This is a genomic window from Tropicimonas sp. IMCC34043 (assembly GCF_003390845.1).
In the GTDB taxonomy this organism is placed as follows: domain Bacteria; phylum Pseudomonadota; class Alphaproteobacteria; order Rhodobacterales; family Rhodobacteraceae; genus Tropicimonas.
The window spans coordinates 129,288-147,308 of record NZ_QMEK01000007.1; the positions used below are offsets into that span (position 1 = coordinate 129,288).

14 protein-coding genes are annotated in these 18,021 nt (G+C 67.8%); 5 read left to right on the forward strand and 9 right to left on the reverse strand.

The annotated features are described in order from the left end of the window. Positions 1–149: 149 nt before the first annotated feature. The 5 genes from DQG17_RS19360 to DQG17_RS19380 all read left to right on the forward strand — a co-directional run bounded on the left by DQG17_RS19360 (position 150) and on the right by DQG17_RS19380 (position 7,174). A complete protein-coding gene (locus DQG17_RS19360; protein WP_116134516.1) occupies positions 150–533 on the forward strand; it encodes a hypothetical protein in 384 nt (127 codons plus the stop codon). Beyond that, positions 530–1,387 carry an alpha/beta fold hydrolase gene (locus tag DQG17_RS19365; RefSeq protein WP_116134517.1) on the forward strand — a complete coding sequence of 286 codons (858 nt, stop codon included), beginning with the start codon at positions 530–532 and terminating at the stop codon, positions 1,385–1,387. The genes DQG17_RS19360 and DQG17_RS19365 overlap by 4 nt, the downstream gene beginning before the upstream one ends. A gap of 316 nt (positions 1,388–1,703) precedes the next feature. Next, entirely contained in the window at positions 1,704–3,629 is a 1,926-nt protein-coding gene (locus DQG17_RS19370) for an ATP-binding cassette domain-containing protein (RefSeq protein WP_116134518.1), read from the forward strand. 48 nt (positions 3,630–3,677) lie between these two features. Next, on the forward strand, positions 3,678–5,921 hold the full coding sequence (locus tag DQG17_RS19375) for a glycoside hydrolase family 3 N-terminal domain-containing protein (RefSeq protein ID WP_198666211.1): 2,244 nt from the start codon (positions 3,678–3,680) through the stop codon (positions 5,919–5,921). Next, entirely contained in the window at positions 5,909–7,174 is a 1,266-nt protein-coding gene (locus DQG17_RS19380) for a glucoamylase family protein (protein WP_116134520.1), read from the forward strand. Before DQG17_RS19375 ends, DQG17_RS19380 begins: the two co-directional genes overlap by 13 nt. On the opposite strand, the gene DQG17_RS19385 is transcribed toward DQG17_RS19380, so the two are convergent. From DQG17_RS19385 to DQG17_RS19425, 9 genes are all read right to left on the reverse strand, one after another. After that, the gene (locus tag DQG17_RS19385) at positions 7,150–8,454 is read right to left on the reverse strand and encodes a glycoside hydrolase family 15 protein (RefSeq protein WP_157973691.1); all 1,305 of its coding nucleotides are present in this window, start codon (positions 8,452–8,454) and stop codon (positions 7,150–7,152) included. The genes DQG17_RS19380 and DQG17_RS19385 overlap by 25 nt on opposite strands. Then, the gene (locus DQG17_RS19390) at positions 8,451–9,194 is read right to left on the reverse strand and encodes an alpha/beta fold hydrolase (protein WP_116134522.1); all 744 of its coding nucleotides are present in this window, start codon (positions 9,192–9,194) and stop codon (positions 8,451–8,453) included. Before DQG17_RS19390 ends, DQG17_RS19385 begins: the two co-directional genes overlap by 4 nt. Before the next feature lie 130 nt (positions 9,195–9,324). Further along, complete coding sequence (locus tag DQG17_RS19395; protein WP_116134523.1) at positions 9,325–10,224, reverse strand: NAD(P)-dependent oxidoreductase; 900 nt, start codon at positions 10,222–10,224, stop codon at positions 9,325–9,327. Beyond that, positions 10,221–11,120, reverse strand: coding sequence for an NAD(P)-dependent oxidoreductase (locus DQG17_RS19400; protein ID WP_116134524.1), 900 nt, complete (start codon positions 11,118–11,120; stop codon positions 10,221–10,223). Before DQG17_RS19400 ends, DQG17_RS19395 begins: the two co-directional genes overlap by 4 nt. Before the next feature lie 190 nt (positions 11,121–11,310). Then, positions 11,311–12,744, reverse strand: coding sequence for a TRAP transporter large permease (locus DQG17_RS19405; protein ID WP_116134525.1), 1,434 nt, complete (start codon positions 12,742–12,744; stop codon positions 11,311–11,313). Positions 12,745–12,747: 3 nt separating this feature from the next. Beyond that, a complete protein-coding gene (locus DQG17_RS19410) occupies positions 12,748–13,374 on the reverse strand; it encodes a TRAP transporter small permease (RefSeq protein WP_116134526.1) in 627 nt (208 codons plus the stop codon). A gap of 134 nt (positions 13,375–13,508) precedes the next feature. Further along, positions 13,509–14,519, reverse strand: a complete 1,011-nt coding sequence (locus DQG17_RS19415) for a TRAP transporter substrate-binding protein (protein ID WP_116134527.1) — start codon at positions 14,517–14,519, stop codon at positions 13,509–13,511. 226 nt (positions 14,520–14,745) lie between these two features. Continuing rightward, positions 14,746–16,077 carry a sigma-54 dependent transcriptional regulator gene (locus tag DQG17_RS19420; RefSeq protein WP_116134528.1) on the reverse strand — a complete coding sequence of 444 codons (1,332 nt, stop codon included), beginning with the start codon at positions 16,075–16,077 and terminating at the stop codon, positions 14,746–14,748. Continuing rightward, positions 16,074–17,939 carry an ATP-binding protein gene (locus DQG17_RS19425; protein WP_198666212.1) on the reverse strand — a complete coding sequence of 622 codons (1,866 nt, stop codon included), beginning with the start codon at positions 17,937–17,939 and terminating at the stop codon, positions 16,074–16,076. The genes DQG17_RS19420 and DQG17_RS19425 overlap by 4 nt, the downstream gene beginning before the upstream one ends. Positions 17,940–18,021: the final 82 nt, after the last annotated feature.

The window sequence follows — 18,021 nt, forward strand, 5'->3', positions numbered from 1 at the left end:
ACCAATGCACTTTATGGTATCTCTCGATACTCAAACCCGGCGCGCGGGCGGGCCCGGCAAAGGGTATCGGACGATACCGACAGCGACATTGAGCGCGGCCGCCCTGGCGGCGCATCCTGCCGCCATCGCGGGTGCCAGCCGGAGGGGCAATGTTCGAACGACTTCAAGGGATGCAGGCGCGCCTGAACGAGACGCCGCATCTGCAGCGTCTGGGGCGGCTTTTTTCGGAAACCGTGCTTCTGAGTGTCGACGGAGACGAATATTATCTGAGCTTTGACAAGGGACGGCTGGTTCAGGTGATGCCGGGGCCAAGCCGCAAGACGCCCTATCGCTTTGGCCTCATCACCGATGCCGCGGCGCTGGACGAATTCTGGCAGCCGCTGCCGCGCCCCGGATTTCACGACATCTTCGGGCTGGTAAAACTCGGCCGCGCGCAGATTTCGGGCGACATTCTGGTGCTGGTCAAGAACCTGCGGTTCTTCAAGGAGTTCATGGCCTTGCCGCGCCCCTCTGGAGTGGAGGCCAGAGCATGAGCATCGAGCCCATTATCGGCCGCTATGTCGGTGTCGACATCGCGGGCACCCCGCAGAGGATCTATTTCGAAGAGGCCGGGCAGGGCCGGCCGGTGCTGTGCCTGCACACCGCGGGGGCCGACACCCGCCAGTGGCGGCACCTGATGAACGACGCCGCGATCACGGCCGAGAACCGGCTGATCGCCTTCGACATGCCCTGGCACGGCAAATCGCTGCCGCCCGAGGGTTTCGAGACCGAGGAATACCTGCTGACGACCGAGACCTATGTCGCGACCGTGCTGGCGGTGGCCAAGGCCCTCGGGCTCGACCGGCCGGTGCTGGCGGGCTGTTCGATGGGCGGGCGGATCGCGCTGCAGCTTGCCGCGTTGCACCCCGCGGCCTTTTCGGGATTCATCGCCATCGAGGCGTCGGATTTCCAGCCCGCGTGGTACGACATCGACTGGTTTCACCGCCCCGACGCCCATGGCGGCGAGATGGGGGCGGCGCTGGTCTCGGCCAATATCTCGCCCTACGCGCCCGAGGCCGAGCGCTGGAACACGCTGTGGATGTTCATGTCAAGTGGCCCCGGCGTGTTCCGCGGCGATCTGAGCTTTTACACCGGGGATGACAGCCTGATCGGGCGGCTCGGCCAGATCGACACGGCGCGCACGCCCGTTCACATCATCGTCGGCGCCTATGATCTGACCTGCACCCCCGAGGACGCACGGCGCACCGCCGGGGCGATCCCGGGCGCGACGCTGGCCGTCATGGACCAACTCGGCCATTTCCCGATGAGCGAACATCCCGCGGGTTTTCGCCCGTTCTTCGTCGAGGCGCTGGCAAAGATGCCCGAAAGCAGCGCTTCGGCGGCCTGAACCGTCGTTTCCGCCCGCCGCCGCCCCACCGCGAGGCCGGCCCTGATCGCTGGCCCCGCCGCGCCCCGCTGCGCAGACCCGAGGGTGACATTCTCCGCACACTTTTGCCTGACCTAACGTCGCAGACGTCCGTCAGGACATTGTGTGTGGACTGCGAGCGAAATTTCGCCGATGCTTTCCCACAGGGCTGGTTACGAGCGAGCAGTAGTACGTTCCAGCTTGACAAAAATGATTCGGCGTCCGTCCGAAGCCGGCTTCGATTCTTCGTGGCCGTCAACGGGTAAGGTATGCGCCGACGGGGCGAGCGAGAATTATTGTGAAGGACTTGGAGAAATTCTGGGGCCTCGTGGCTTCCTATTGGCTGTCCGAGCGCTGGCGTGAAGCCTGGACGCTTACGGCGATCATTTTTGCCATGACAACCGTTCTCAGCAAGGCGTCGGTCTGGACCGCAACCGCGAGTGCCGACTTCCTCGCCTCGCTTGCAGGCTTTCACCGCGCCGATGCGGGCGTCGATCCGGTGCGTGTGGTGCTGATGGCGGCCGCGGCCTATGTCGCGATCTTTGTCGCCCGCAGTGGCGGCGTCGCGCTGCGCCACTTCGTGTCCTCCACACTCCACCGCCGGGCGCGCGCCTGGCTGGTCGACCGCTTCGACCGCCAGATCTTGGCAGACGAGCGCATCGCGCTCGACCTGATGAGCGACCGCTCGGACGCGGGCGGCTCGCCCAGGATGCCCGATGCCATCGACCAGCGGATCGACGAATGCTCGGTCGGGCTTTACGGCGGCATCATCGGCCTTGCCATGGGGCTTTGGGGGGCGATTGCCTCGATCTGGTTCGTGTCGCGCGCGCTGATCGAACGCAGCCAGCCGGTGCCGTTTCTGGACCGCTGGGGCGCGGCGGCGAACGATCTGTTGGCGCAGCTTGTCGGCCCGGGCCTTGCCGGGCGCATCGATCTTGTGCCCGGACATCTCGGCACCGTGTTTCTGGTCGGCGCGATGGTTGCGATCTATGTGCCCACGATAACCTTCTGCGCCTGGTTGCTTGGCCGGGTCCTCGAACGGCTGAACCTGGAACGGCAGCGCCGCGACGGCGCATGGCGGGGCGAATGGGGCGTGTTGCTGAACCGGGTCAGCCAGCTTGCCTCCTCGCATGGCGAACGGGCGCAGCGCCGCATCAACCGCCGCCTCTATGCCGATGTGAACAATGTCTGGGGACGCCAGAACAAGGTCAACGCCGGGATGTTGATGTTCACCGACGTCTACAACTTTCTCTCCAGCCGGCTGCTGGCCTATATGCCGGCGCTGCCCGCCTTCATGGCCGGTCACATGAGCTTTCGCACCTTCGCGGCCAGCAGCGAACTGACCGCCGAGCTGATCAACGACGTCTCGTGGTTCATCAATGTCATGCCGTCGATTGCCATGCTGAAGGCCCATGCCGACCGGTTGATGGAACTGGCACAGGCGGTCGAACGGGTCCGCGACCGCAAGGCGTTCTACGCCGAGACCGGCGTCAGCCGCTTTGACCGGGCCGGCGTTGCCGATGGCTCGGCGCTCAAGGTCGAGGGCCTCGCGCTGCGCCACCGCGGCCACGACGCGCCGGCCTTCCTGCATGTCCCGCGGCTGGTGCTGGCCGCCGGCGACCGGGTCTATCTGCGCGGCCAGAACGGCTGTGGCAAAAGCAGCCTGCTGAAGGCCGTGGCGGGGCTGTGGCCCTATGGCGACGGCAAGGTCGCGATGGCCGATGGCGCGCGGTTGTTCTTTGCCGGGCAGGAACCCGACCTGCCCGACCGCATGACGCTGAAGGCGCTGGTCAGCTACCCCGACCACCCCGAGACCCACGACGACATCTCGGTCGCCCATGTGCTGTCGCGCGTCGGTCTGGGCGAGTTCATCCGGGCGCTCGAAGACGACCTCTATCAGGGCAAGAACTGGCGCAATGTCCTGTCCGGCGGGCAGAAGCAGCGTCTGGTGCTGGCCCGTATCCTGCTGATGAAGCCCGACATCGTGCTGCTCGACGAGGCGACCTCGGCGCTCGACGTCAATGCGGTCGTGGACTTCCATCTGGCCCTGTGCGAGGGGTTGCCCGATGCCGCCGTCCTTGCGGTGCTTCACGGCGATAGCGTGCCGCATGATCCTGACGGGATGCCCTTCTACAACGCTGTGCTCGACATCAGCGCCAAGGTGGGTCACCTGCGTCCGGTCAAGCCGCCGGTGTTCGCCGCGGTCCGTGTCGCGGCCGAGTAACCGCAGGGGCCACGCGCGCCTCGCTCCGGGTTGCACATGGGATCGCAGATGAACACGCCAGACGCCGTCGACCGCCTGCTCGGGCGCATGACGTTGGACGAAAAGATCGGACAATTGAACCTGCTGGCCGCGGGCGAGGGGATCGCCACCGGGATTGCCGGCGACAACACCCTGACACGGCGGCTCGATACCGGCCGGATCGGCGCGATTTTCGGCACCAAGTCGCTGGCCTCGGCACGCTCGATGCAGGAACGCGCGCTGGCCGGATCGCGGCTGAAGATCCCGCTGTTCTTTGCCGAGGACGTGATCCATGGCCACCGCACGGTGTTTCCGCTGCCGATCGCGCTTGCCTGCAGCTGGAACATGGCGCTGATCGAGGAGACCGCCGCCTTCGCCGCCGCCGAGGCCGCGGCCGAGGGCCTGCATCAGGTCTATGCGCCGATGATCGACATCGCCCGCGATCCGCGCTGGGGCAGGGTGGCCGAATCCCCGGGCGAGGATCCCTATCTCGCCTCCCGCGTTGCCGTCGCCATGACCCGCGGCTTTCAGGGGGCGCAGATTTCGGCGCCGGGCCGGGTCGCGGCCTGCCTGAAGCATTTCGTGGCCTATGGCGCGACCGCGAGCGGCCGGGATTACGACAACGCCAGCCTTGCCTGGGAGGATCTGCTTGGCACCTATCTGCCGCCCTTCGCGGCCGGGGTCAGGGCCGGGGCGGCCAGTGTCATGGCCGCGTTCAACGCCGTCAACAAGCTGCCGATGCATTGCAACGAACCGCTGATCGAGGGCTGGCTGCGCAGCAGGACCGGGTTCGAGGGGCTTGTCGTCTCGGACTACACCGGCGTGCGCGAATTGATCGACCACGGCATGGGGCCGGCGCCGGTGGCGGTTGCACGCGCGCTGCACGCGGGTATCGACATGGACATGGTGGGCGAGGATTACCTTGCCGAACTGCCGGCGCTTGCCGCACGCGGGATCGATGCCCCCGATTGCGCGGTCAGCTTTTCGGCCGGCGAGATCGTCGCGCTGATCGACCGGGCCTGCCGGCGGGTGCTGCGATTCAAGGCCGACCTCGGGCTGCTCGACGATCCGTTCCGGGGCCTGACCGGCCGGCCCGCTGCGCCCTCGCCGGCCGCGGGCCGCAAGCTCGCGCGCAAGGCCGCCGCCGCCGCCGCCGTGCTGCTGAAGAACAATGGCGTGCTGCCCTTGCGCCGCAATGCGCAGGTGGCGCTGATCGGCCCGCTGGGGGCCGACCGCGCCAATCTTCTGGGGACCTGGTCGGTTTCGGGCCGGGCCGAGGATGTGGTGCCGCTCGATCAGGCCATCGCCGCCCTGACAGGGCACATGCCCGCCACGGCGTTCGGGTCGAATATCGTCGAGGAACAATGGCTTGTCGCGCGCACCAACGTGCATGGCGTCACCGTGGAGCCCGATGAGCGGCCCGAGGCCGAGATGCTGGCCGAGGCGGTCGCGCTGGCCCGCGCCTCCGAGGTCGTGATCGTGGCGGTGGGCGAGGCCAAGGAACAGGCCGGCGAATCCTCCTCGCGGCTGTCGCCCGACCTGCCAGCGCCGCAGCGCCGGCTGGTGGCAGCCCTTGCCGAAACCGGCACGCCGCTGGTGATCGTCGTCTTCGCCGGCCGCCCGCTGGCGATGGGCCATATCCCGAACCAGGCCGACGCGCTGATGTTTGCCTGGCACAACGGCATCGCGGGGCCCGAAGGCGTCGCCGATCTGCTGTTCGGGGTCGACGAACCCTCGGGGCGGCTGGCGGCGACGCTGCCTGCGGCCCCGGGCGAGGTGCCGCTGTCCTATGCCGAGGAACCGACGGGGCGGCCGTTTCCGGGCCATTTCGCCAAGTTCCGCACCGGCTGGCTCGATCTCGCCGACGATCTGCAACGCTTTCCCTTCGGCTTCGGCCTCGGCTATGCCCCGGTGCGCTATGGCCCGCCGCGGCTGTCGGCGACCAAGGCTCGACTGGGCGAGAGCGTGCGCCTGACGGTCGAGATCACCAACGAGGGCGACCGGCCCGCGGTCGAGACGCCCCAGCTATACCTGTCGGACCCGGTGGCGCGGACCACCCGGCCCGGCCGCTTCCTCGTCGATTTCCAGCAGGTCTCGCTGGCACCGGGCGAGACCCGGGCAATCGAATTCGTGATCGATGCCGAGATGGCGCGCTATCCGGTGGCGCCCTCGCTCGAGACCGCCGAATGGGTCTGGGACCCGGGCCTCGTCCGGGTCCATGTCGGCCCCAACAGCCGTGACACCCAGATGCTGGAGCTGACATGGCAGGCGTGAAACGCGGCCTTGACGATGCCGCCCTGCGCGACCGCATTGCCGAGGCGAGCGCCAGTTACTTCCTTGACTGGAGCCATCCGGTCAGCGGCATGGCGCGCGAACGCAGCGCCGGCGCCTTTGGCTATGACGTCGAGGAAACGGTCTGCATCGGCGGCACCGGCTTTGGCGTTCTGGCCCAGATCGTCGCGGCCGAGCGCGGCTGGCGGCCGCGGCGCGAGATCCTCGACCGGCTGGAGCGGCTGGTCGGGTTCCTCGAACAGGCCGACCGCTTCGATGGCGTGTTCCCGCATTTCATGAACGGCACCACCGGGCATCTTCTGCCCTTCATGGCGGGCAACGACGGCGACGACGGCGGCGATCTGGTCGAGACCGCGTTCCTGATGACCGGCCTGCTGGGCGCTGCGTCCTATTTCACCGAAGCGCCCGAGATCGGCGCAAGGATCGAGGCGCTGTTCGATGCCGTCGACTGGGCCGCCCACATCCGGGCGGGGCGCGAGGTGATGTGGCACCACAAGCGCGGCCGCCCCTGGCCCGACACCGCGTTGCCGATCCGTGGCTGGAACGAGGCGATGGCGGTCTTCATCCTGGGTGCGGGGTCGAAAACCCACCCCTTGCCGCCCGAGGTCTATCACGAAAGCTGGGCGCAGGCGCCGGCGTTCCGCAATGGTCGTGACTATGGTGGCATCACGCTGCCGCTTGGCCCGGACTGGGGCGGGCCGCTGTTTCTGTCGCAATACCCGTTCCTCGGGCTCGACCCGCGCGGGCTGATCGATGCCTATGCCGATTACGGGGTTCAGGCCCGCGCCCATGCGTTGATCAACCGCTATCATTGTCTGGTGAACCCGCATGGCTGGGCGGGCTATGGGCCCGACTGCTGGGGACTGACCGCCAGCGACACGCCCGGGGGCTATGCCGCCCATTCGCCGACCGAGGATCTGGGCGTCATCACTCCGACTGCGGCGCTGAGCTCCTTCCCCTATGCGCCGGAGGAGGCGATGCCGGTGCTGCGCCACCTTCACGACGATCTGGGCGACCGGATCTGGGGCGAGGCGGGGTTCATTGATGCCTTCAGCCCGGCCCATGACTGGGTTGCGGAAAGCCGGCTTGCCATCGACCAGGCGCCGATTGTCATCGGGCTGGAAAACCACCGCTCGGGCCTGATCTGGCGGCTGGTCTCGAACCGGCCAGAGATGCAGCGCGGCCTGCGGCGGCTGGGATTTCGTGCGCCCTACCTTGGCGACGCCAGCGCCTGAACCGCGGCGTCGCGCGCGGTGGCGGCGCCCAGGAAGGCTGCCGCCGACCAGGTGAGCGCGAGGCAGGCGGCGGGGGCACCGGTCTTGCGGTCGATCTGCTCGGGCAGGTCGTCGCCTTCGGGCGCCACAGCCTCGACCCAGGCCATCCAGTCCTCGGCCTTGGCGAAAGCGGCAGGGTCCTGCCTTTGCGCCGCGATGCGATAGCTGAGTTCGGCAAAGCCCAGCGTCACCGGCAGCCAGGGATTGCCGCCGAAATAGACATCCTCGCGCCAGCGCCCCATGGCCGGGGCGGCGCGGCCCGCGTTGAGCGGATAGAGCGTGGCGAAGATCGCTTCGAGCGCAGCCGCCGTGGCACGGGTCTGCGGGGCGTCAAGGGCGAAGCGGCCATCGCGGCGGTCGGCATGAAGGACGGCAAGGATCGTCGCGCTGTCGAGATGCCCGGCGGGGGCCTCGATGCTTTCGCGCCAGACGCCGGTTGCCCTGTCTTCTGCCTCGTCGATCAGGCCCGCGACCCGGTCGGCCGCGGCCAGCATCGCGGCCGCGTCGGCTCCGCTGCTGCGCGCGGCACCACGGGTCAGCGCATCCCATTCCACGATCAGGGTGAAGGTGGTCCGCCGCGGCGGCGATTCCTCCCACGGCCCGATGCAGGGGCGGCCGGCCACGGCGGTGACATGGGCCAGATCGCGGGCGATCAGCGCCTCGGTCCCGGTCCCGTCGCCGGCAAGCTCCGGCATCTCGTCGAGCAACCCCATCAGGGCCGAGGCGCGCAGCGCCGGGCCGTCATCCTGCGGCCGGCCCCATTGTTCGAGGTCGGGTCCGCCATCGGGCGCGCAGCGCGGTTCCTCCAGCCAGGCGGAGCCGCCAAGGGCGGCCAGTTCGGCGTCGGGACGCAGGAATTTCCTGAATTCGGGCGTCGCGGTGGCGGCCAGCGGGTTGGTCGCGGGGCCGGCGCGGTCCGGATCCGAGATCGCCAGCGAGAACCGGATATGGTCGGCCACGGCCCGGGTCCAGAAGCCGCGCGCCTCGGGGTCCGCCGCAATCGCCGCGGGCACGGCGCGGAGCGCGATGGCAGCGTCGCGGATCCAGTGGTGGAAATAGTCGGGCTCTGGGTCCCAGGAGGCTGTCCGGGTCGAGGCAAGGATCGATCCGGGGGCTGGCACGACCGTCCAGCCAAAGCCAGCGCGATGGCGGGCGAGGCCGGTCGCCGAGGTGGCGCGCCGCAGCGCCCTCGCCGCCCCGAGCCTGCGCGCCGCAAGCCAGTCGGGCGAGGGGGCGATCATGCCTGCAACAGGCTCAGCGCCATCGCCAACGCCGCGGCGCACTCGGGTCCGGCGGGGCAATGGTGGACATCGGGAAGGGCGGCAAAGAACCGGGCATTCGGGGCGGTCGCGAAATAGCGCTGCGCATGGGCCAGCGGCACGATGCCATCGGCCGATCCGGTCACCACGGCGACGGGTGCTTCCAGCCGGGCAAGGTCGGGGGCGGCATCCTCGGCCTCCATCTCGGCGCGGAACTGCGGCGCCTCGCGCTCCATCACCGCGACCGCGTCGGGGCCCATGGCGATCCGCGCGGCCAGCAGCATCCGGCCCGACAGCACCGGCGAGACCGCCAGCAGATGATGCAAGCCCTCGCCCGCCAGCCGCGCCCCGGCATAGCCGCCAAGGCTGTGCCCGGCCAGCGCCAGCCGCTCGCCGGGAAAGCGCGCGACAGCCCAGTCCCGCACCGCGGCCGCGGCGGCAAGGTGGTTGGCCATGGTCAGCCGCTCGCGCGGGCCAAGATGGGGGAGGGCCGCGGAAAACGGCAGTTCCGGCGCCACGACCCGCCAGCCGCGGGCCAGATAGGCCAATGCGATTTCGGCGATCTGCACCTGATCGGGGGCGCCGTCGCGGCCGTGAATCAGAAGGACGGTGCCGCGGGGACCCGCGGCGCGGCAGGCGATCAGGACCGGGATGGCGCAATCGGGGCCGGGCACCGCCTCGCGCGTGGCGGTTTCGGTCCAGGGGGTGTCAGGTCCGGGCATGTCTGTTCCTTCGTCGCATCGGATCGGCCGGCCATGGCGGCATGGATTTTGCAGACAGATGTAGCCTGCGCCGCCCGTCAGGCACATGCGGCGGGAATGTCGCGGGCCGGGGTCCGGGCGGGCGCGGGGCCTAGTCCTTCTCGGGCAATCCGTTGGCGGCGGCCACGAAATCTGCGAGCATCGGCAGGTATTTCTCGCCCTGACCCGCGGCCTCCATCGCCGCCAGACTGTTGCGGACCGCCGATTGCACCGGGTTCACCGCGCCCACGTCCATCGAAAGGGCGGTGAGATAGCGCATGTCCTTGTGGGCATTGGCGATGGAGAAACGGTGGGCGTTCTCGTCGCGTTCGAGCGACCACTTCATGAAGGTGTCGTAGAACCCGTTGCGCATCCGGCTGGTGCCGATGACCGAATGGAACTGCTCGACGCTCAGCCCGGATTTGCGCGCGATCGCCAGCGCCTCGGCATAGAGCGCGCCATAGCCGAGCGAGATGAAGTTGTTGACAAGCTTCATCTTGTGGCCCGATCCGACCGGGCCGAGATGAACGATATTGCCCGCCCAGGTCTGCAGGATCGGCTCGATCCGGGCATAAGTCTCGGGGTCGGCACCGACCATGGTGTCGAGCGTGCCCGCCAGCGCCTCTTTCGGGGTCCGGCCAAGCGGCGCGTCGGCCAGCGCGATGTCGCGCAGGGCAAGCTCGGCCGACAGTTCAAGCGTGCTGACCGGGTTCGAGGTCGAGCAGTCGATGACGATGCTGCCCGGTGCGGCATTGGCCGCGATCCCGTCCGTGCCGCGGATCACCGCCTCGACCTGCGGGCTGCCCGAGACGCAGATATGAATGACCTCGGCCTGCGAGGCGAGCTCTGCGACCGTGCCAGCCTCGGTCGCGCCGCGCGCGATCAGGTCCTCGACCGGGCCGCGGTTGCGGTGGGCCACGACGACCAGCGGATAGCCGGCCGCGAGGATGTTGCGCGCCATGCCGTGCCCCATCAGGCCGACACCGATGAAACCGACGACGGGTTTTGTCATTGCGCCTCCTTTGGCACATAGGCCCGCCAGTCGTGTTCCTCGCGGAAGCCCAGCATATCGCGGATCTTGCGGTTCGAGAACAGCGCCTCGTTCTCGGCCAGATCGCGCGTCACCGGCACGCCGGGGAAGAACCGCGCGAGGATCTCGGCGGTGGGCAGGTTCATGCCGTTGGTATCGTTGCCGGCGTTGAAGATCTGGAAGCCAAGGCCGTCCGTCTTCAGGCACAGATCGACGATCTGGCCCAGATCGCGGGCGTCGATATAGCAAAACAGGTTGCGCCGCCGCTGCTCCGGATCGGCGAAGAAACCTGGGAACAGGGTGCGGTATTCGTCGGGCTCGATCACGTTGCCGATGCGCAGCCCATAGATGTCGGCGCCCGAGCGGCGCTGGAAGGTGCGCGCGGTCTTTTCGTTGACGACCTTGCTCAGCCCATAGCTGTCCATCGGGTCGACATCGTAATCCTCTTCGACGGGCAGGCTGTGGGGGTCGACCCTGCCGTCGGCAAAGCAGACGCCATAGGTGGTCTCGGACGAGGCAAAGACGATCTTGCGGATGCCAAGCTTCACCGCCGCTTCGATCACGTTGTAGGTGCCGATCGCGTTGACCCGGAAGGTCTCGTGATCCGGCGCGATCAGGATCCGCGGGATGGCGGCGAAATGCACCACCGCGTCATAGCCCTGCACCCCGGTTCCGGCGTCAAGCTCGTCGAGGCCGGCATAGCTCGTCAGCACGTTGAACATGGCGCCCGCGTCGGTGATGTCGGCGCGCAGGTTGTCGATGCCGGGCTCGTCGAGCGGGGTCAGATCGACATTGACCACCCGGTGCCCCTGATCGCGCAGATAGCGGCAGACATGGCGGCCGGCCTTGCCCGAGCCGCCGGTGAACAGGATTCGCATGGTGTCCTCCTCCGGTTCCGAACGCCCGGAAACCTCGGGGCGCCAGGGTTCGAAGTGGGACGCAGCGCGCGGACTTGCAAGTCCGTATCGTGTCGCAGCCCTGGCCGCCTTCCGGCGCAGGGCCGGCGGCCGACGCAAAAGGCCGGCGCAGGCGGGGATGCCTGCGCCGGCCGAAGTCAATTGCCGGGGATCATTTCAGGATCAGTTCCGGCCCCATGAAGGTTGTCGGCAGCCAGGTCGAGATCACCGGCACGTAGGTCACGATGATCAGGAAGATCACCAGGATGCCAAGCCATGGCAGGGCCGCGCGCACCACGTCCATCATCGGCATGCTGGCAACCGAGGACGTGACGAAGAGGTTCAGACCGACCGGCGGCGTGATCATCCCGATTTCCATGTTGACCACCATGATGATGCCCAGATGGATCGGATCGATGCCAAGTTCGAGCGCGATCGGAAACACCAGCGGTGCCACGATGACGATCAGGCCCGAGGGCTCCATGAATTGCCCGCCGATAAGCAGAATTATGTTCACAGCGACCAGGAACATCACCGGCCCGAACCCGGCGCCCAGCAGTGCATTGGTGATCGCCTGCGGGATCTGTTCGTCGGTCAGCACATGCTTCAGGATCAGCGCGTTGGCGATGATGAACATCAGCATGATCGTGATCCGGCCGGATTCGAACAGCGCGTTCTTGGTGTCGCGGTGAAAGAACACGGTCAGCAGTGCCCATGGTTTCGACATCAGCGGGATCGGCCGGGTCGGCACCGCGGCCGCATTCAAACTGGCGGCGTCGGCGTCGGGATGGTGCGCGGTATAGGGATCGCTCGCGGCAAGCGGCCCCATGTCGCGATAGACGAAGTTGGCGATGAAGAAGGAATAGACCGCGGCGACGGCGGCGGCTTCGGTCGGCGTGAAGACCCCGCCATAGATCCCGCCCAGGATGATGACGATCAGGAACAGGCCCCAGCCGGCCTCGCGGGCGGCGGTAAAGACCTCGCCCCAGCCGGCCCAGGGTTGCGACGGCAGGTTCTTGACCCGCGCCGCAATATAGATGCCGATCATCAGCATCACACCGGCCAGCAGCCCCGGAATGACACCGGCCAGAAACATCCGCCCGACCGAGACGTCGACCGAGGCCGCATAGACCACCATGACGATCGAGGGCGGGATCAGGATGCCGAGCGTGCCCGCGTTGCAGATGACCCCGGCGGCGAATTCCTTGGAATAGCCGACCTGGCGCATGCCGACGATACAGATCGAACCGATGGCGACGACGGTCGCGGGCGAGGATCCCGAAAGGGCTGCGAACATCATGCAGGCAAAGACCGCGGCCATGGCAAGCCCGCCGCGGAAGTGGCCGACGCAGGCGATGGCAAAGCGGATGATCCGCTGCGCCACCCCGCCGGTAGACATGAAGGTCGAGGCGAGGATGAAGAACGGGATCGCGAGCAGCGTGTAGTGGCCCGAGAAGGCGTTGAACAACTGCTGGGCGATGGCGCCGAGCGAGGTGTCGGAAAACGCCAGCATGAACAGGATCGACGACAGCCCGAGGCTGACCGCGATGGGAACGCCGATCAGCATCATGCCGATGATCAGCGCGAACAGAAGCACGATATCCATGGGTCAGTCCTCCAGATGCCGGCCGATGGCGGCTTCTTCGATCATTTCCTCGACCTCGTGGCTGGCGATCAGCAGGCCGGCGCGGCCACGCCACACCTCCCAGGTCACCTGGCAAAAGCGGAAGGTCATCAGCGCCATGCCAAGCGGCAGCGCGGCATAGGGGATGAAGCGCGGCAGCTTCTCGTAGGCCTCGCCCTCGTTCAGGATCGGCTCGATGAAGCGCAGCCAGTTCGGCATCACGATGTCGTTGACCTCGTACCAGGCCTGCTTGCCGATGAAGGGCGACCAGTATTGCCAGGAGCCGATCAGCAGCAGCACCGAGAACAGGATGCAGAGCAGCCCCGAGATCACGGTCAGGATCCGCCGGGTGCCGGGACCGGTCATGTTGACCATGGCATCGACGCCGAGGTGGCCATAGATCTTGACGACATAAGAGGCGCCGATCAGCACCAGCCAGGCGAACAGGAAGACCGTGGCCTCCAGTGCCCACAGGACATTGGCGTTGAAGACATAGCGCGCGACGACATTGGCGAAGGTGATGAGCGTCATGAGCCCGAGGAGGAGGGCAATCAGCGTCTCCTCGATCTCGTTGACGACCCGTCCCACGGCCGTCTTCGGCTTGTTGGACATCTGGGAAATCCTTTGGGTTGGGTGTCGGGTCAGGATCGCGGGGCCAGGGGGCAGACCTGCGGTGGCCAGACGGCGGGCTTGCGACCGGCCGGCCCGACAGGGCCGACCGGCTGGCCGAGCGCCGGAAAGGGCGCTCAGTTCGTCGGCGTCTCGTTGAAGGAAACCGCGGCCTCGATCACCTCTTCGCCGATCTGGTCGGAGAACTGCGCCCACACCGGCTTCATCGCATCGACCCATTCGGCGCGCTGCTCGGGCGTCAGGGTGCGCACTTCCGAGCCGGTCGCGATGATCGCCTGTTTCGATCCCTCCTCGACCTCGACCACGGCGGCGTTCCGCTCGGCCGTGACCTCGTCCATGATCGTCTTGATCTGGGCGCGCACGTCGTCGGGCAGGCCCTCCCACCAGTCGGTCGACACCACGACCATATAGTCGAGCACGCCGTGGTTGGTTTCGGTGGTGCCGTCCTGCACCTCGAAGAACTTCTGGCCATAGATGTTCGACCAGGTGTTTTCCTGCCCGTCGACCACGCCGGTCTGCAGCGCGCCATAGACCTCCGAGAACGCCATCTTCTGCGGGTTGGCGTCGATCGCCTCGAACTGCGCCTGCAGCACGTCGGATTGCTGGATGCGGAACTTCAGCCCCTTGGCGTCGGCGGGCACCAGCAGCGGCCGGTCGGCCGAAAGCTGTTTCATCCCCGAATGCCAATAGGCCAGCCCCTGCAGCCCCTTGCGCTGCATCGAATCGAGCAGCGCCTGCCCCTGTTCGGAATTCTGGAACCGGTCGACGGCGGGCATGTCGGCAAAGACGAACGGCAGATCGTAAAGCCGCAGCTTCTTGGTGAAGGTCTCGAATTTCGACAGCGAGGGCGCGGCCATCTGCACATCGCCCAGCAGCATCGCCTCGAGCACCTTGTCGTCGTCATAAAGCGTCGAGTTCGGGAACACCTCGACGCAGGCAATGCCGTCCATCTCGGTGTTGACGCGGTCGGCGAACAGCTGCGCGGCAATCCCCTTGGGGTGTTTGTCGGCATTGGTGACGTGGGCGAACTTGATCAAGATCTCGCCGTCGTCGCAGGCGGCAAGCACCGGCGCGGCGGAAAGGGCAAGCAGGCTGACGCCAGCGGCGAGAATGGGACGAATGTTCATGGAAATCCTCCGGTTCAGGTTGGTCGTTGTGCCCGCCTTCCGTCCGCTGACGCGGCGACTGCGGCGGGTCTGGGGGGCAGAAACCATCCGGGGGGTCAGCCTTGCAACCTGTGCAAGTCCGACATGCGAAATTGTTTTGGGTCAGAGGGACGCGAGGTTTCCGTTTCCACCCGCAGGCCGCCGGGACGTGGGTGGAAACGGGGACAGGCGCGGGCGCGCGCCGGGCTCAGTCGCCGAAATCTTCGCGCCGCAGCCCGTGTTTCTGCATTTTCTCATAAAGCGTCTTGCGCGCCAGACCGAGCGATTCGTAGGTCGCCTTCAGGCTGCCTTCGTTGGCGGCAAGGGTGGCGATGATGACATCGCGCTCGAACCGGTTGACCCGTTCGACAAGGCCAAGCCCGGCCTCGCCCGCCGGGGCGGTGTCGGTCTCGATCCCCAGAACGTGGCGGTCGGCGGCGTTCTTCAGCTCGCGCAGGTTGCCGGGCCAGTCCTGCGCCGCAATGGCCAGCAGACGGTCGGGCGGGATCTCGGGGGGCGGGCGGCCATAGCGGCGGGCGGCCTCGGTCGCGAACACCTGGAACAGCCGCGGCGCATCGCCCGGCCGGGCACGCAGCGGCGGCAGATGCAGCGTGACCGGGTTGACGCGATAGAGCAGGTCGTCGCGGAACCGGCCCTGCGCCACCAGCGTCTCCAGCCCCTCGCGGGTCGAGGCGACGAACCGCACGTCAAGCTGCACGCGGTCGCTGGCGCCGAGCGGTTCGATGGCGCGGTCTTCGAGGACGCGCAAAAGCTTTACCTGCAGCCCGAGCGGTGCCGAGCCGATCTCGTCGAGATAGACGGTGCCGCCGCGGGCATGTTCAAGCCGCCCGGTGCGGGCGCGCAGCGCGCCATGAAAGGCGCCGGCGACATGGCCGAACAGCTCTGCCTCGGCATGATCGGCGGGCAGCGCAGCAAGGTTGACGGTGACAAAGGGTTTGGCGGCGCGGTCCGACAGCTGGTGCAGCGCGCGCGCCACCAGCTCCTTGCCGGTCCCGGTCTCGCCCACGATCAGCACGTCAAGGTCGGTCGCGGCCACGGTGCGGATCCGGCCGCGCAGCTCGATCATGGCGGGCGACCGGCCGTGCAGCATCGCCTCCAGCGGATCGTCGGGGGTGGGGGCTGCCCGCAGCACCCGCAGTTCCAGCGCCATGCGCCGCCGCTCGGCCGCCCGCGCGATCGATTGCGCCAGCCGGTCGGTCGAGAACGGCTTTTCGATGAAGTCATAGGCGCCCTTGGCCAGTGCTGCGACCGCCATCGGCACGTCGCCGTTGCCGGTGACAAGGATGACGGGCTGGTCCGGGTCGATCTCCATCACCGCATCGAGAAGCTGGATGCCGTCCATCCGCGGCATCCGGATGTCCGAGACCAGAACCCCCGGAAAATCCCGCCCCAGCCGGTCGAGCGCCCGGTCGGCCCGGGCGAATGCGGTCACGTCAAAGCCCTTCAGTTCCAGCGATTGCTGCACCGACAGGCGGATGTCCTCCTCGTCATCGACAAGGATCACCTCGCAGCGGGTCATTCCGCGGCCTCCCGCGCGCCCGCGTCCGCCTTGCGCAGCACGATCACGAACCGCGCACCGCCCTCTGTCCGGTTTTCGGCGCGCATGGTGCCGCCGAAATCGGTGACGATGTTGAAGCTGATCGACAGGCCAAGCCCCAGCCCCTTGCCGACATCCTTGGTGGTGAAGAACGGATCGAAGATCCGCGGCAGCACATCGGGCGGAATGCCCGGGCCATTGTCGTCGAAGGTGATGCTCACGCGGTCCCCGTCCGCAGTCACCGCAATGTCGATCCGGGGCCGGGTGTCTGGCGGCACGGCATCGAGCGTGTTGCCGACGAGGTTCATGAAGACATGTTGCAGCCGCACCTGCCCGCCCAGCACCCGGACACCCTCGGCACCCGTGATCGCGACCTCGGCCTCGGCCCGTTCGATCCGCCCCTGCAGCAGCGTCAGCGTCTCGGCGAAGGCATCGCTCAGCGCCACGGGGTCGACCTTGCCGTCCGAGCGGCGGGCAAAGCGGATCAGATGTTTGGACAGCTGGGCCATGCGTTCGGTCAGGCGCAGCACGCGGGCGAGGTTTTCGCGCGCCTTGTCGCCCGATCCCGCCTCGATAAAGGCGATGGCGTTCTCGGAATAGGTGCGCACGGCGGTCAGCGGCTGGTTGAACTCGTGGCTGAGGGCGGCCGACATCTGGCCAAGCGCGGCCAGCTTGCCGGCCTGGACCAGCTCGGCCTGGGCCTGCCGCAGGCTGGCCTCGGCGGCCTTGCGTTCGGCGACCTCGTCCAGAAGCCGCAGGTTTGCGGCACTCAGATCGGCGGTGCGTTCGGCAACCCGGCGTTCCAGCAGCAGCTGCGCGCGCTCGCGGTCGTGCAGGCGCTCCATCAGCCGGCGGCGGCGCTGCCCGAGCAGCGCGAGCAGGGCCGCCACCGTCAGAACGCCCGCCGCCGCGACAAAGGCCGCCGAGGTCAGCTGGGTGCGGATCGGCGCGATGTCGACCAGCATGTGCAGGGTCCAGCCCTCGGCCAGCATGGGCCGGGTGAGGTGCAGGAACTCGCCCCGCCGCTCGCCCGACCGGTCGGCGGGTGCGGACACAACCGGATGCGCCCCGCGCAGCCAGGATCCGGCGGCGGTGATCGGCACAGGCGTGATCCGGGTCAGATCGAACTGCCGCGTCTGTTCGATCCGGTCGCGGTCGCCGTTCGGGATCTCGCCAAGCGCGGTCAGCCGCAGCACCGGGTTGCCCGACAGGATCACGACGCCCGCCCGATCGCTGACAAAGACCTGGTTGGTGCCAAGCCGCAGGTCCTGCTCCATCCCGGTCACGGGCACCTTCACCGCCACGACGCCAAGCGTGCCGGCCTCGCCGCGCACCGGCGCCGCAAAATAATATCCGCGCTCGCCCGAGGTGGTGCCAAGGCCGAAGAACCGGCCAAGCTGCCCGCCGATGGCATCCTCGAAATAGGGCCGGAAGGCAAAGTTCTGGCCGACGAAGCTGTCCGGGTCGGACCAGTTCGAGGCGGCGATGGTCGTGCCCGCGGCGTCCATGACATAGGTGTCGGCGGTGCCCGCCGCGGCGTTCCAGATCTCGAGCTCGCTGTTCAGCGCGGCGATGGCATCGGGGTCGGTCGGGTCCCAAAGGGCCGCGGCAAGGCGGGGATCGTGGGCATAGATCGGCGCAAGCACGCGGTAGCGGTCAAGCCAGGACCGCACCATCTCGGCGCTGAGCGCAAGCGACTCGTTGCCCTTCTCGACCAGTTCGCTGCGGTACTGGCGCGACAGCGTGGCATAGCCGAACAGCCCGGCAAGGATCAGGCCAAGCGCGGTGAGTGCGGCCAGCGCAAGACGGGGCCGGGTCGCGGTCTTTGGCCGGACATATTGCATGCGCGCCACCCCCCCCTGCGACGTTCCCCCCTTGCACGATGCGCCATCATGACATCGGCGGATGGGCGAGGCCATAGTCAGG

What these genes read in the sequence shown, in the direction of transcription:
- DQG17_RS19425 (WP_198666212.1), bottom strand. Translation starts at nt 17,939, where the DNA reads ATGCAATATGTCCGGCCAAAGACCGCGACCCGGCCCCGTCTTGCGCTG.
- DQG17_RS19385 (WP_157973691.1), bottom strand. Translation starts at nt 8,454, where the DNA reads ATGATCGCCCCCTCGCCCGACTGGCTTGCGGCGCGCAGGCTCGGGGCG.
- DQG17_RS19390 (WP_116134522.1), bottom strand. Translation starts at nt 9,194, where the DNA reads ATGCCCGGACCTGACACCCCCTGGACCGAAACCGCCACGCGCGAGGCG.
- DQG17_RS19365 (WP_116134517.1), top strand. Translation starts at nt 530, where the DNA reads ATGAGCATCGAGCCCATTATCGGCCGCTATGTCGGTGTCGACATCGCG.
- DQG17_RS19405 (WP_116134525.1), bottom strand. Translation starts at nt 12,744, where the DNA reads ATGGATATCGTGCTTCTGTTCGCGCTGATCATCGGCATGATGCTGATC.
- DQG17_RS19395 (WP_116134523.1), bottom strand. Translation starts at nt 10,224, where the DNA reads ATGACAAAACCCGTCGTCGGTTTCATCGGTGTCGGCCTGATGGGGCAC.
- DQG17_RS19420 (WP_116134528.1), bottom strand. Translation starts at nt 16,077, where the DNA reads ATGACCCGCTGCGAGGTGATCCTTGTCGATGACGAGGAGGACATCCGC.
- DQG17_RS19415 (WP_116134527.1), bottom strand. Translation starts at nt 14,519, where the DNA reads ATGAACATTCGTCCCATTCTCGCCGCTGGCGTCAGCCTGCTTGCCCTT.
- DQG17_RS19360 (WP_116134516.1), top strand. Translation starts at nt 150, where the DNA reads ATGTTCGAACGACTTCAAGGGATGCAGGCGCGCCTGAACGAGACGCCG.
- DQG17_RS19380 (WP_116134520.1), top strand. Translation starts at nt 5,909, where the DNA reads ATGGCAGGCGTGAAACGCGGCCTTGACGATGCCGCCCTGCGCGACCGC.
- DQG17_RS19375 (WP_198666211.1), top strand. Translation starts at nt 3,678, where the DNA reads ATGAACACGCCAGACGCCGTCGACCGCCTGCTCGGGCGCATGACGTTG.
- DQG17_RS19400 (WP_116134524.1), bottom strand. Translation starts at nt 11,120, where the DNA reads ATGCGAATCCTGTTCACCGGCGGCTCGGGCAAGGCCGGCCGCCATGTC.
- DQG17_RS19410 (WP_116134526.1), bottom strand. Translation starts at nt 13,374, where the DNA reads ATGTCCAACAAGCCGAAGACGGCCGTGGGACGGGTCGTCAACGAGATC.